This window comes from Photorhabdus kayaii (assembly GCF_025384895.1).
Lineage (GTDB): Bacteria > Pseudomonadota > Gammaproteobacteria > Enterobacterales > Enterobacteriaceae > Photorhabdus > Photorhabdus kayaii.
The window spans coordinates 1-14399 of the sequence record NZ_JAJAFZ010000060.1 but is presented as its reverse complement, the minus strand read 5'-3'; the positions used below and the strand labels follow the sequence as shown (position 1 = coordinate 14399).

At 41.6% G+C, this 14399-nt stretch carries 13 protein-coding genes and 1 pseudogene; 9 read left to right on the top strand and 5 right to left on the bottom strand.

Annotated features, from left to right (window positions below; translation table 11 throughout):
- Window positions 1-44 precede the first annotated feature (44 nt).
- The 3 genes from pncA to sppA form a co-directional block, all read right to left on the bottom strand.
- Complete coding sequence (pncA, locus tag LGZ98_RS18335) at window positions 45-683, bottom strand: bifunctional nicotinamidase/pyrazinamidase (RefSeq protein ID WP_262978372.1); 639 nt, start codon at window positions 681-683, stop codon at window positions 45-47.
- Between the two features lie 12 nt (window positions 684-695).
- The gene (ansA, locus tag LGZ98_RS18330) at window positions 696-1715 is read right to left on the bottom strand and encodes an asparaginase (protein ID WP_113041290.1); all 1020 of its coding nucleotides are present in this window, start codon (window positions 1713-1715) and stop codon (window positions 696-698) included.
- A gap of 250 nt (window positions 1716-1965) precedes the next feature.
- Complete coding sequence (sppA, locus tag LGZ98_RS18325; RefSeq protein ID WP_113041291.1) at window positions 1966-3831, bottom strand: signal peptide peptidase SppA; 1866 nt, start codon at window positions 3829-3831, stop codon at window positions 1966-1968.
- A gap of 170 nt (window positions 3832-4001) precedes the next feature.
- On the opposite strand from sppA, the gene LGZ98_RS18320 reads away from it, so the two are divergent.
- From LGZ98_RS18320 to LGZ98_RS18310, 3 genes are read left to right on the top strand one after another with little or no spacing between them, the layout of a single operon-like run.
- Window positions 4002-4553, top strand: coding sequence for an NAD(P)H nitroreductase (locus LGZ98_RS18320; protein WP_113041292.1), 552 nt, complete (start codon window positions 4002-4004; stop codon window positions 4551-4553).
- 12 nt (window positions 4554-4565) lie between these two features.
- Window positions 4566-5609, top strand: coding sequence for a selenide, water dikinase SelD (selD, locus tag LGZ98_RS18315; RefSeq protein WP_228901590.1), 1044 nt, complete (start codon window positions 4566-4568; stop codon window positions 5607-5609).
- 5 nt (window positions 5610-5614) lie between these two features.
- A complete protein-coding gene (locus LGZ98_RS18310) occupies window positions 5615-7543 on the top strand; it encodes a DNA topoisomerase III (protein ID WP_262978371.1) in 1929 nt (642 codons plus the stop codon).
- Between the two features lie 59 nt (window positions 7544-7602).
- Here LGZ98_RS18310 and xthA read toward each other — a convergent pair whose 3' ends face one another.
- Window positions 7603-8409: an exodeoxyribonuclease III gene (xthA, locus tag LGZ98_RS18305; protein ID WP_113041295.1), complete on the bottom strand. Its 807-nt coding sequence runs from the start codon at window positions 8407-8409 to the stop codon at window positions 7603-7605.
- 502 nt (window positions 8410-8911) lie between these two features.
- On the opposite strand from xthA, the gene LGZ98_RS18300 reads away from it, so the two are divergent.
- Complete coding sequence (locus LGZ98_RS18300; RefSeq protein ID WP_112875830.1) at window positions 8912-9775, top strand: helix-turn-helix domain-containing protein; 864 nt, start codon at window positions 8912-8914, stop codon at window positions 9773-9775.
- Between the two features lie 135 nt (window positions 9776-9910).
- The gene (locus tag LGZ98_RS18295; RefSeq protein WP_262978370.1) at window positions 9911-10216 is read left to right on the top strand and encodes a hypothetical protein; all 306 of its coding nucleotides are present in this window, start codon (window positions 9911-9913) and stop codon (window positions 10214-10216) included.
- On the opposite strand, the gene LGZ98_RS18290 is transcribed toward LGZ98_RS18295, so the two are convergent.
- Complete coding sequence (locus tag LGZ98_RS18290) at window positions 10176-10622, bottom strand: hypothetical protein (RefSeq protein WP_315902000.1); 447 nt, start codon at window positions 10620-10622, stop codon at window positions 10176-10178. The two genes, LGZ98_RS18295 and LGZ98_RS18290, sit on opposite strands and share 41 nt — an antisense overlap.
- Before the next feature lie 1384 nt (window positions 10623-12006).
- On the opposite strand from LGZ98_RS18290, the pseudogene LGZ98_RS18285 reads away from it, so the two are divergent.
- From LGZ98_RS18285 to LGZ98_RS18270, 4 genes and pseudogenes are all read left to right on the top strand, one after another.
- Window positions 12007-12318: pseudogene (locus tag LGZ98_RS18285) on the top strand (phage tail tape measure protein); the annotation flags it as partial.
- 93 nt (window positions 12319-12411) lie between these two features.
- Entirely contained in the window at window positions 12412-12672 is a 261-nt protein-coding gene (locus LGZ98_RS18280) for a DUF1902 domain-containing protein (protein WP_113025482.1), read from the top strand.
- A gap of 153 nt (window positions 12673-12825) precedes the next feature.
- Window positions 12826-12996, top strand: a complete 171-nt coding sequence (locus LGZ98_RS18275) for a type II toxin-antitoxin system HicA family toxin (protein ID WP_113041297.1) — start codon at window positions 12826-12828, stop codon at window positions 12994-12996.
- A gap of 691 nt (window positions 12997-13687) precedes the next feature.
- Window positions 13688-14272: a hypothetical protein gene (locus LGZ98_RS18270; RefSeq protein WP_113041298.1), complete on the top strand. Its 585-nt coding sequence runs from the start codon at window positions 13688-13690 to the stop codon at window positions 14270-14272.
- The last annotated feature ends 127 nt before the right edge of the window (window positions 14273-14399 follow it).

Genomic DNA, 14399 nt, shown 5'->3' with positions numbered 1-14399 from the left:
GAAAAGGCTGAGTGTGTAAAACTCAGCCTGACCTTGGATTGATATCAGAGAAGAGTATCTTCTAGTTGATCAAGTTCTATCAATATAGCGCCTCGCTCTTTTAGCTCTTTGAAGGCTGATTGGCTATCATTTGGACTAAGGTTAACCCCTCGACAGCCATCCGTAATGACCCAGGTTTCATAACCTAATGCCAGCGCATCTAGCGCGGTAAATTTCACACAATAGTCAGTGGCGATCCCAATAATAAACAGACGTTCAATTTGCTGTGTTTGCAACCAGTCATCAAGCCGGGTTTTATTCTGACGGCCGTTGTCAAAGAAAGCACTGTAACTATCGATCTGTGGATTTTCTCCTTTGTAGAAAATTTCAACAATTGCCTGCTTGTTTAGCTGTGGATGGAAATCAGCGCCATGCTGATTTTGAACGCAGTGTACCGGCCACCATACTTGCGGAATACCGTTTAATAGACCGATATCGCCGATCTTCTGGCCGGAATTTACGGCAAAGCTCATATGTTCAGCAGGATGCCAGTCTTGGCTGGCAATAATGCTGATATTGTGTTTCAGACAAATAGCCATTGCCTGATTTGCCGCAACAATGACTTGTTCACTCTCTTCTACGGCTAAAGCACCGCCGGTACAGAAGTCGTTCTGTAGATCAATAAGTAATAGGGCCGTTTTCATCTCTTTCCTTGATTATTTATCAGCATAACTTAATTCACCGCGTAAATTTTGTTGCATTAAATAACGAATTTTTTCATTGTCATAGGGTTGACTGAGTAAATAGTGCAACTTGGTTAAAGTTGCTTCAAAAGTCATATCGTAGCCGCTTATCACCCCCGCTTCAGCCAGAGCATGGCCCGTTGCATATCCTTCCATATTTACTCGGCCAGAAATGCATTGAGTCAAATTAACGACCACGATCCCTCTCTCTGTTGCCTGTTTTAGCTCTTTTAATAATTCAGGGTGTTGAGGTGCGTTTCCGACGCCATATGAGCGCAGGATGAGAGCCTTAACCGGTTGCATCAAAATATTATTCACAATCTGACTGGAAAGGCCGGGATAAATGGTGATTACGCCAATGGGCTGAGGGGTAATCTGATGGGTAATAAATTTACCGTGACTAGCAAAGGTGGAATCTGTATTGAAGGTTTTAATATTAATACCGGCTTCCATTAATGGAGAACAGTTTGGTGAAGCAAAAGCATCGAAACCGTCGGCATGCGCTTTGACGGTCCGGTTCCCACGAAACAGTTTATTATTGAAAAACAGGCTGACCTCGTTAACCGGGTAATTAGCGGCAAGATAAAGCGCATTCAACAAGTTTGTCTGCCCATCAGAGCGCAGTGCTTCCAGTGGGATTTGTGACCCGGTGACAATGATTGGCTTACCTAGATTCTCAAACATAAAGGAGAGGGCAGATGCCGTAAATGCCATTGTATCCGTACCATGCAGGATCACGAACCCATCATAATCATGGTAATTTTCTCGGATATCATCAGCGATAAATTGCCAGTCTTCTGGGGTCATATCCGAAGAATCGATCAATGGTTGATGTTCACGGATGGTGAATGTCGGCATCTCCGGTCGATGAAATTCAGGCATCTTTGTTAATTGGCGTTGTAAATGCCCGGAAACGGGGATGTATCCCTGAGATGAGCGTTGCATCCCAATAGTTCCACCAGTATAGACGACATAAATAGATTTCTTCTGCATGACTGTACCTCATAAAAAGATCAGCAGGATTATAGGAGTATTGCAGAATAAAAAAAGCCTGACAGGGCATCTGTCAGGCTAAATTAATCGAGTTATTACTAGAATCATGCATTGTTATATACCCTATGGATTTCAAGATGCATCGCGACGGCAAGGGAGCGAATCCCCGGGCGCATAGATAACGATGTGACCGGGGTGAGCGAGTGCAGCCAACAAAGAGGCAACTTGAAAGATAACGGGTATAGGTTGTTTAGCGAACATCTCCGCAATTTAAACAGAATGCATAACGATTTTGTGGATCATTCAGATGGCGATAGAACTCACTCTGTTGTTTCACTTCCTGAGCTACCTGCACCAATGGAGCGGGTAGCCAGGCTTGAACTGCTTCCGGCACGATAGCCTGTGCGGTTGTTGTTAACTGGTTCATCAGCAACTCACTGAATGACATTTCAGGTTGCATCCAGTCAAGATCAGGGTTATCCAATTTCGCCAATTCAGCCGCTTTGGTGACCGCATCATCGAAATCCCCTAATTGGTCGACCAATCCATTGGTTTTCGCATCATTACCCGTCCACACATGCCCCTGAGCAATTTTATCGATTTCTTCACGTGTTTTATGGCGTGAAGTAGCAACAAGGCCAATAAAGTTGTTATAGCCGTTCTCAATATTAAGTTGCATCAGTGCTGAGAACTCTTTGCTGAGTCCTTTAGTAACAGAAATACCCGCGAGTGGTGTGGTAGAAACGCCATCAGTATGGATACCAATATGTTCCAGACTGTTTTCATAAGTGGTAATGACACCGAAGATACCGATAGAACCCGTCAACGTACTTTGGTTTGCGATGATGTAATTAGCCGGGGTCGCGATCCAGTAGCCACCAGAGGCCGCCATTCCCCCCATAGAAACCACCACAGGTTTATTCGTTGCACGTAGCGCAGCCAGTTCAGTGCGGATAACATCAGAAGCACTTACACTGCCACCAGGGCTGTTTACCCGCAGAATAACGGCTTTGATATTATCATCCAGACGAGCTTGACGGATTTGAGCAGCGGTTGTGTCACCGCCAACCATGCCTTGAGTCTGCTGCCCATCGATGATTGCACCTTGTGCGACAATAACGGCGATATTGCCTTTAGATGATAACCTGCCTTCTATCAATTGCGGTGCATAATCATAAATGCTGATAGCATTGAAGTGACGGTTTTTCTCGTCCCAACCAAAGGCTTTTATCAGGTCATTTTCAATGACATTGCGTGGCGCAACATAATCGACCAGTTTGTATTTAAGTGCATATTGTGCATTGTCTCCGCCAACAGCACGTAAGTTAGCAATCATCTCATCAGCACCTGGGAATACTTGATGAACAGAAAGCTTGCGGTTGGTAGCGACAGTGTTGAGGTAGTTGTGCCACAGACCGTTGACCCAGCGGTTATCAGCTTCGCGGGCAGCGGGGGACATATCATCACGCATAATTGGTTCAACGGCTGATTTATACGTCCCGACCCGGAAAATATGCGCGGTGACTTTCAGTGAATCCAACAGGGATTTGTAATACAGGTTATTGGTTGAATAGCCATAAAGGCCAACCGTTCCTTGTGGCGATAGGTAGATTTTATCGGCAAAGGTAGCCAGATAATATTGTGATTGATTATAACTATCACTGATAGCATAAACCGGTTTACCGGAAGCTTTAAACTCATTAATTGCCTTACCGATATACTGCATAGATGGCTGGTCGGTGCCGATGAAATCATCAAGTTTCAGCACCAGACCGGTGATTTTGTTATCGGTTTTTGCTTGGCGAATGCTATCAACAATATCAAACAGGGAATTTTCCTGGAATTTATTGCTGGATGTACCAAACAACTCACGGCCTAATTGAGTCAATGGAGTACGGCTGGAGACCTGATCCACAATGATACCGGTGAGATTGACATATAATGCTCCTTGATAACTATCTGCCGTTTTGTTTGTCTGTTGGTAAATCAGAAAACCACCAACCACAATCAGAATTAGCATGATAAAAATCAGGTTTGAAATGACTTCCCGAATAAAATTTAATAGTCGCCAACTCCATTTAAATAATCTTGCGATCAACTTCCATAAAATACGCATATCATCTCCAAAAATAGGATCAAGTGAAGCTATCCTAATGATCAGGCAGGTAAATGTCAGCTTCAAATAGTGGCATATTGCCTGAAAAGACGGCTTTAGGGCTTTTATTTGTTAACAAATAAACAGAAAATGTTAGCTTATACCAAAATACATTACTTAGGAGAGAAAAAATGGATGCACTAGAACTTTTGTTGAACAGACGCTCAGTATCACGTTTAACAACCCCCGCGCCTCAAGGTGAAGTATTACAGCATATTCTGGCGGCGGCAATGAGAGCACCTGATCATGGTGCATTACGTCCGTGGCACTTTATTGTCATGCAGGATGAAGGTATTGAGCGATTCAGTCGATTACTCCATCAAGCAGCCATTGATAGTCAGCTTGGCGCTGAGGCGGAAGAAAAAGCGAGAAATGCGCCTTATCGCGCGCCATTAATCATCGCTGTTATTGCAAAAGTGGCTGAGAATTCCAAAATACCTGAATGGGAGCAGGTGGTTTCAGCGGGTTGTGCTGTACATGCGATGCAAATGGCGGCTGTGGCTCAAGGGTTTGGTGGTATCTGGCGTACGGGTTCATGGACTGATGATAATACCGTGCGTGCTGGTTTGGGTTGTCATGAACATGACAAAATAGTGGGTTTTCTCTACCTTGGAACGCCTGCACTAAAAGCACCAAATAAGGTTACTGCGCCTGATATGACCAATTTTGTCAGCTACTTGTAACCGGGGTCTGTTATGTCAACAGAAGTTCGTCTTACCCAATACAGCCACGGTGCTGGATGCGGTTGTAAAATTTCACCAAAAATTTTGGAAACCATTCTGCATAGTGAGCAGGAAAAATTTCTTGATCCTCACTTACTGGTTGGTAATGAAACCCGTGATGATGCTGCGGTTTATGATATTGGCAATGGTACCGGCATTATCAGTACGACAGATTTCTTCATGCCGATTGTCGATGATCCATTGGATTTTGGGCGCATTGCTGCAACAAATGCTATCAGCGATATTTATGCGATGGGCGGTAAACCTATTATGGCGATAGCTATTTTGGGATGGCCTATTGATAAATTGGCGCCGGAAATTGCCCGTCAGGTGATTGAAGGTGGCCGGGCTGCGTGTAAAGAGGCTGGGATTGTACTGGCGGGAGGGCACTCTATTGATGCACCTGAACCTATTTTTGGTTTGGCTGTAACCGGTATCGTTAATATTGGCCGAGTGAAACAGAACAGTGCCGCGAAAGCGGGAAGCCAGCTATTTCTGACAAAGCCACTTGGCATTGGTGTATTGACCACGGCGGAGAAAAAAGGCTTGCTGTTACCTGAACATCAGGGAATTGCGATAGAAACCATGTGCCGCTTAAATAAATTGGGGATAGATTTTGCTGAGGTGGCTGGCGTTACAGCAATGACCGATGTAACCGGGTTTGGCCTCTTAGGGCATTTAAGTGAAATTTGTGTCGGATCGGGGGTTCAGGCTACTCTCCATTTTGCAAAAGTGCCTAAACTGCCGGAAGTGGAATCCTATATTGAAAAGGGTTGTGTTCCGGGGGGAACCGGGCGTAACTTTGATAGTTACGGTCATCTTATTGGTGAAATGACAGAACTTCAGCGCAAACTGTTATGTGATCCGCAAACATCCGGTGGCCTGCTGTTGGCTGTTCTACCAGAAGCTATGGACGAAGTGAAAGCGATTGCACGATGTCATGGCATCGAACTGACCGCGATTGGTGAATTGTCTGAGCAACAGTCAGGCAGAGTACTCATTGAGGTTAATGAATAATATCCATGCGGCTTTTTATTGCAGAAAAACCAAGTCTAGCCAGGGCGATTGCCGATGTTTTACCAAAACCGCATCGCCGTGGTGATGGCTTTATCGCTTGTGGAGATAACCAGTTTGTTACCTGGTGTATTGGGCACTTACTGGAACAGGCGGAACCTGATGCCTATGACAATCGTTTTGCTCGTTGGTCATTGGTTGATCTTCCAATCATTCCTGAAAAATGGCAGTTAAAACCGCGACCTTCTGTTGAGAAACAGCTCAACATTATCCAGACATTGTTGGAAAAAGCCGATGAAATAGTGCATGCCGGTGACCCAGATCGGGAAGGGCAACTGTTGGTGGATGAGGTTTTGGATTTTTTGAAACTGGATGCTGTGAGGCGGAAAAATGTTCGCCGCTGCTTGATAAGTGATCTAAATCCACAAGCGGTAATCAGAGCTGTTGATCGGTTAAGAGATAACCGGGATTTTATTCCGCTATGTGTTTCAGCTCTTGCTAGAGCTAGGGCTGATTGGCTTTATGGCATTAATATGACCCGTGCTTATACCTTGCTTGGCCGCAATGCGGGGTATCAGGGGGTATTATCTGTCGGGCGGGTTCAGACCCCTATTTTAGGTTTAGTCGTTCGTCGGGATGAAGAGATTGAGCATTTCGTACCCAAAGATTTTTTTGAGGTGAAAGCGCATATTGTTACGCCGAAAGATGAACGTTTTATCGCTATCTGGCAACCAAGTGAATCTTGTATCGATTTTTTAGATGAAGAAGGGCGATTGATACACCGGCCTCTGGCTGAACATGTTGTTGCCAGAATAACCGGTCAACCAGCCTATGTGATCTCTTATCAGGATAAACGGGAATCTGAAGTTGCTCCTTTGCCATTTTCATTATCTTCTTTGCAAATTGAAGCCGCTAAACGTTTTGGCCTAAATGCGCAACAAGTGTTGGATATTTGTCAGCGATTGTATGAAACACATAAGCTAATTACTTATCCCCGTTCTGATTGCCGTTATTTGCCGGATGAACACTTTGCCGGTCGTCATGCAGTGCTTAATGCGATATCTATTCACGCAACAAATCTGTTGCCACAAGAGTTACTGGAAATAGATAGAAAGAATCGTTGTTGGGACGATAAAAAGGTTGATGCTCACCATGCAATTATTCCTACAGCTCGAAGTAGCCATATAAATCTGACGGATAACGAGTCTAATATTTATGGTTTGATCGCCCGACAATATTTGATGCAATTTTTCCCAGATGCCATATTCCGTAAATGTGTTATTGAATTGGAAATTGCGGGTGGAAAATTTATTGCTAAAGCCCGTTTTCTTGCTGAGGCAGGCTGGAGAACGTTACTTGGTAATAAAGAGCGTGATGAAGAGAATGACGGAACGCCATTACCCGTTGTTGCTAAAGGTGATGAATTATTGTGTGAAAGAGGAGAGGTGGTAGAGCGCCAAACTCAACCGCCAAAGCCATTTACTGATGCGACTATCCTTTCTGCTATGACCGGAATTGCCCGTTTTGTACAGGATAAAGAGCTGAAAAAAGTCCTTCGTGCAACAGATGGGTTGGGAACGGAAGCCACGCGGGCTGGCATTATCGAACTGTTGTTTAAACGGGAGTTTCTTTATAAAAAAGGGCGTCATATTCATGCAACACCTGCGGGTAGGGCGTTGATCCATGTATTGCCTGATATGGCCGCTTTACCGGATATGACCGCTCATTGGGAGTCTCGGTTAACGCAAATCAGTGAAAAACAGTTCCGCTATCAAGATTTCATGGGGCCACTTGAGGAGACATTGCAGCAATTAATTTTGCAGGCCAAACAGAACCGTAATTTAACCGCTTTTCGTGACTTACCACCACTCCCAGTGAAAGATAAAAAGGGGAAAAAAATAAAAGCAACGAAAAATGCCAAAACAGCTGCGCCATAGAGCGCAGCAATTATTGCATTATTTAAAAAAAACGATTGATATTCGGTGTTAACGGAATATCAAATTTCAAATTCTGCCCAAACTGGGGCATGATCTGACGGTTTTTCCATCTCACGGATTTTGTAATCAATGCCTGTTGCGATACAGCGCTCCGCCAAGGGTTTACTTGCAAGCAGTAAATCAATCCGCAATCCGCGGTTATCATCAAACCCTTTGGATCGATAATCAAACCAGGAAAATTGGTCATTACATTCAGGATTGAGATGCCGGAATGTATCAACCAGGCCCCAATTTTTCAGGCGATCCATCCAATCTCTCTCTTCTGGCAGAAAAGAACATTTACCTGTTTTTAACCAGCGTTTTTGGTTGTTCTCACCAATTCCGATATCCATATCTGTCGGGCTGATATTCATATCACCCATGATAATCACTTGTGATTGAGGGGTTAAGTTTTGCTCCAGGTAGTTTTGCAGATCCTGATAAAATTTCTCTTTTGCCGGAAATTTCACTGGATGTTCACGATTTTCTCCCTGTGGGAAATAGCCATTAATAACGGTTAATAACCCGTGTGGGGTTTCTATTTCTGCCATGATAACACGGCGTTGAGCATCTTCATCATCCCCTGGAAAACCACGATACACCGCAAGAGGCATCTGGCGCGTTAACAGTGCAACGCCGTAATGGGCTTTCTGGCCGTAATAAAATACATGATAGCCAAGCTCCCCAACCTCTCCTAAAGGGAACGCTTCATCATGAACTTTTGTTTCCTGTAGACCGATAACATCGGGTTGATGTTGCTCGATGATCGCAGCTAACTGATGGGGGCGGGCACGTAATCCATTAATATTAAAAGAGATAAATTTCATCTTTTACAGCCATCCAGTAAAAAGACACAGGAACAATAGTAACAGATGGATTTTAAAAAGTAACTATTGACAATGGTCAGCACGAAATAGTAACGGAACCCCTAATATTATAATTTGCTGTGAAAAATATAATAATTTGTGGTGAGAAAGAGCCCCTGTTAGACCGTTTTTATCTCTAGTGTTACAAAAATTGATTACTGAAAAATGTAGAACCCTATCCTAATCTTTGATAGAAAATTGAGCTCGTTAGTAATGTTTATATTTTCTAATGGTTGATTGGTTGAGATTAATTTTTGAACCATGATAAACATGAATAATAGAGTTTATTGAGCCACCTATGTATTGAACATACGCTTTTTTTATGTGGTATATGTTTGAGAAGTATTTGTTTTTTTGTACAAAATTTATGCCTTCACAGTATCAAACTTGATTTAGCTGTCATTTGGTGAAGGCTATTTCAAAGAAATTATTTTAGCCACAAGTTATATAGGAACGGTGAATTATGTTTTTTTCTCGTAAATTAGAAGCATTCATGGCAGTGGTGGAAAATGGTTCTTTAAGTAAAGCGGCAAGAGTGATGAACCGTACAACTCCTCCAGTAGCTAAATCAATCAAAGACTTCGAAGCAACATTAGGGAAGCGCCTTTTCAAAAGGGAGAAATTTGGGATGAGTCTGACTAAAGATGGTTTAGAATTATATAATGATCTTAAAGATCTTTATTTACAAGAAAAAGAAATAACTAAAAAACATATCAGTGGTAGTATATGTAACATAGTTAATATTTATTACGATTGGGGGAAAAACAAACATCTTATTTATTTATATAAGGCAGCTGACAGAAATAGCTCACAGGTAAATATATTCCGGTTTAGTTATGATAACATTGAAGAAATAGTGGATTATGACGGGAATACTCTCATTCTGAGCTCAGAAAAGATACTAAGTGACCGTTTTCTTCTCATTCGCAAAATAAAAGGGCCTGAATTGGGAATTTGCTGCCGAAAAGAGTTATTAGATATTGCTAATGGCGATGTGATGCAATTACTAAAGAGTAATACTTGGCTATGCGATCCTGTACTTTATAAAAGTAGCTTCATTAAAAACTTGGAAGAAGAAGTTATTCAAAGTGGTGGAAAAGTAAATATGCGTCAGATGGATAATATGGGATGCTGCATGAATTTCATTTATTCCAGAGATTATATATTTATTACAGATTCTCATCCTGATGAATTGGAAGGAGGAGATGCTTTGAGTTTTGTTCCCATTGAAAAACCTGGTGCAGCAAATCAATGTTATATTTATAAGTCTAAATCACACTCAAGTGTTCTTAATCGTTTTATCGATTCAGTTAATGACATGAGTTAAAATTTATCTACGCGGAGAGGATTATTGTAAGCTCCGCGTTGTTATTATGCGGAGATAATCATAAAGATTTTTCACTGTACCTAAATGATAAATTTAAATTTATATTTATAATTCTTATTTGAATATTCCGAGTGAATGTTTGGTCGTGGTGAGGAAAAATGGACCGTTCCTCGCCTTTTGGCGCAACTTGTACTACAAGCTCGACATTATCATACCCTATGGATTTCAAGATGCATCGCGACGGCAAGGGAGCGAATCCCCGGGAGCATAGATAACGATGTGACCGGGGTGAGCGAGTGCAGCCAACAAAGAGGCAACTTGAAAGATGACGGGTATATTCATCCGCGTCTGGTGTTTGGCACGGCCCATTGTGCATGCACAAATCTGCATGGCTTTTGCTTTACTGCTTTAGCCATGGTGTTGTGGTACTCCAAAAAATAATGTTAGCCCCCAAATAGTTTTCAGCAAAATTAGTAAACTCCTCCTCAGTGAAGGGTTTTTTAGTTTTTGGGTTGGTGTAGGTCAGTGTGGGTTCTTGGACTGCCATTGTCACCAAATCCAGCTTGCCTTTGTAACGATTGAAAAAGGGATAAGCGTTTTTCATCTGAGCAGATTGATATGGCACGATATCGGGGCCACCGAGACCGATCTTATTTTTCGACGCGAAATTAAAAAAGCGAGACATATACTGATGCTCGGAAAGCAGATCCTGATAGCGTTTGCGCAACGCTGTATTCCATTGAATAGCAACCCAACCATAACCTTGTGCTTTGCCTTCACCGGGATTATCAACTTGAGCAACTAAACCGCCTTGATATTTTGTGCCTTGCTGGAGATAAAATGGCATAAACAACTTGTACACCGTCAATATTTTGACGTTCTAACAGAGGACGTAATTGATCGAGCTCATCGGATGAAGTGTAGAGATAGTTTTGTGGTTTTCCTGCGAGTGCATCAGTTGACAATAAACTAAAAATCAGAGTGGCTAAGATGAGTTGTTTTAGCACCATGATTATTTCCCTCCTTAATTGTAAGGGAATGAGTAACCGGCTTATGACAGTTTAACAAGACAGATAGTTCCATGACTTTACGAATTTATTTAACACCACAAAGTTACTTTATTGATTAATTGGTAATTATTTTCCGCATCTTAGTACTCATTTATCCCTATCTTTGTAAATAAGTTCTCATTAAAAACAAATAAGAATATTATTAATTAATATAATTTTATTAGGATTGTTGACTGTTTTTTTTGGAATTATTTAGTTGTTTATTGTTGAAGTTCAATAAAAATTAAACGAACGGCATTTTGTGATAATAAAGTCTTGACTTTGTTATCAGATAATTAAGGGGATTGTCCCATCTATAAATAATTTATCTTGCTGTGGAAGATAAGGAATAAATGGTGGGCATATCAGTGTAAAATATAATTTATACCCTATGTATGGGTTTCAAGATGCATCGCGACGGCAAAGGAATGAATCCCTGAGAGCTTGTTATTCGCATAGCATGAATGAGAATTACTCTTTTTTACAGTGAATTGACGCAGGATATTTAAAAAGGAATAATGAGATTGAAATTAATATAATATATTGAATAATAATGAGAATAGAATATTACTCACATGGAGTGATTATCTAATTATAACCAGATATTCAACTCCATTTCATTTTATGGCAACCAATGTAAGATTATTTTATTTCAATAAATGTCATGTTATTGTTATGGGGATTAAATATCCTGCCCGATACGTTGTTATATCGATGGCGATAGAGTCTGGGCATTAAAAATCGTATTTTTTTGAAAAAAAGAGTTGATCTTTATATACACCAATTAAGAGGATAGGGGAATTAGGCAATCGCTTATTTTGTTCATGTGTTGGTGTGTTGCGAAAACCTGAATGGCCCATGTAAATATTTACAGCTTAGTTAACTACTGGCTAGGAAATACCGATGCGGCTTATTTCCCGATATGACAATAATGGCATGGCCTTATATTAAGTTCTTATTGTTGACTAATGACCGCAGAAAATTTAGGAGAAAATATGACGAATCCAACACCGGTGATTATCTTCGATCACAATCGCTACAGACTAAAAGTTTGGCGGGCAGAGTGTTAGTCTGGCTGTACAGCAATGGCAAACAGCAAATTATGCTGTATTACATTGAATTCCAGGCTACGCATTGCGTGGTTTTTTCTTTTCACACCTGATAGGTGCGCAATTGAAGCAATTTGATGATGCGGCTCAGCACATGGGGCGCACGACAGAATACAGCGCAAGTCAGACCGCAACAGCATTAAAGCTAATGGCTAGTGCAAAACCCGAACTGATGAAAATCAACGACGGGCTGATTAAGGTAACAAACCGCGCATTGATTCTGGTACAAGCTGGTGGCACGACTTTGCCGGATACCACCTGAACGTTAGCTCTGTGATTGAATCAGTTCGGTGTATCAGCAGCCGAGGCAGATTGTTATATCAACGTTCTTGCAGTCGGCGCAAAATACGGTTCATCTGAAATTACAGATACAGCCGCAGCAATTTTAACGATGCGTTAGTGATGGCTTAAATAATCACCTTTTCTTACATTATTATGTGGGTTATTATTAACCAATAGCGAGCATTAAGGGGGCATCATGAGCAACACAGTTTACAAAGCACATTTCGGTGATCGACAAACTAGTTTTGTTGTAAAAATCACACATGATGACGTATGGATTGCGGAATGTGATGAGCTTGGCCTTGTTACGGAAGCTAAGTCATACGATGAATTAACAGAGCGAGTGTGGGAGATAGCTCCCGAACTATACGAGCTGAATGAACTTGGTAGTAACCCTGATGGAATGAAAATTAGTTTCGTTCAGGAACAATCTTATGATTCAAGGATGGCGCTCTGACATGGGATCTGGCTTATATCCACAACTTAAAGAAATTCTATACCCTATGGATTTCAAGTTGCATCGCGACGGCAAGGGAACGAATCCCCGGGAGCATAGATAACTATGTGACCGGGGTGAGTGAGTGCAGCCAACAAAGAGGCAGCTTGAAAGATGACGGATATATTAGTTCATGGCTGTTATTTTATTAGGCAAGGTAAAGGCAGTCATGAAATCTGGCGTAGCGATATCACAAACAAAAATTTCAGTGTTCCATACACAATAGTTTCAAAACATACAGCTAACGCTATTCTTAGGCAGGCCGGAATTAACCTAAAAATATAGCCCTTACGGGATTTTTTATACACACACGCCGCTTAACTACGGTTTTTTATTTAATCAACCTCGCTGAAATCGCGAGGTTTTTTTATGGAATTTTTACAATATCAATCTATTGGAAATAAATCAGGAAATAGCGTAACTGTTAACTGTTTTCGTTAACTGAATAGCTGTTAGGATAAATATTACTACAGATATTCCGATGAAGATATTTGGCTATATGGGTGAAAAACCAGATGATACTTTTCTCAGTGAAGAAGGAATATTGCTATAGGGTTTTCTTGATGCTATTGACCATCTTATTATTCGCATGGTACGAGTGAGAATTATTCTTCTTTATAGTGATGGGTGATTGAAATTTAAAAAGGAGTGATGGGGAGTAATCTAAAATCGGAAGATAATGTCCCGGTCTGGTTGGTAAATTCTAAGCTTGGTGTTGCAAATGGGATGGCAAAGAATGCTTCTTATAAATCTGATTGTGCTTTGATAAGCAAGCATGCAGAATAGTGTAAGGTAGTGCGGAAGGCGATATGTATACTGTATTCCTATATATACCCTACGGATTTCAAGATGGATCGCGACGGCAAAGGAGCGAATCCCCGGGAGCATAGCGGACTATGTGACCGGGGGGTGAGAGTGCAGCCAACATGAAAGATAACGGGTATATCTATCCCACAGACAGATCAAAGGGGGTCACATGACAGTAGGAATGACAACGTTAGTAACGTTGCTAACTCCACTTCCAGACGTTAATCAGTTAGCAAAATTGCCAGAGTATCTTTCTGCTCCGATTACGCAATTGGTGCAAGACAGAGCAGGGCAAAAAATGCTGACTGCTCAAGAGGTAATGTCATATTTCTCTGAATCTAAAATGGCGCTTGCCTACCTGAAAGAAAATACCCAAATTGGTATTGAATTACTTGAAACCATTGACCGTGACGGGATCGAACCAGATATAGATATTCGTGATGTAGTCGAACGTTACGAATCCGCTGCAAAAATCGCCACGAGTCAACTCCATCTCTTGAAATTAAGTTATATTCTTGCGGAGTCTTCGCCTGCATGGGGACCGCATGTCAAGCTATTCCAAACGCATTCTCAGAGAGCGTTGAGGATTTTTGCAAATAATAGAAACGTTTTATTGCGTATTGCAACAATGTTAAAGCAGTACTTGCCAGTTAATGCAGGTGAATATACACCGAAAGCCGACGCGGAAAGTTACAAAGAGTTGGTGAATCTCTCGCATAAAAAGCTCGGTATTTCATTGCCTGTGTGGGGTTAGGTATATGGTTTACGTCAGCGTGGCGGAAGAGCTACTTTTCAATGCGGCTGCTCATGATTACGCAACCATGTTGGTTAAATATTTGAGTGGTGCAGAAGAGGTGTCTGGTTGGCTTGGATGCCAAGGG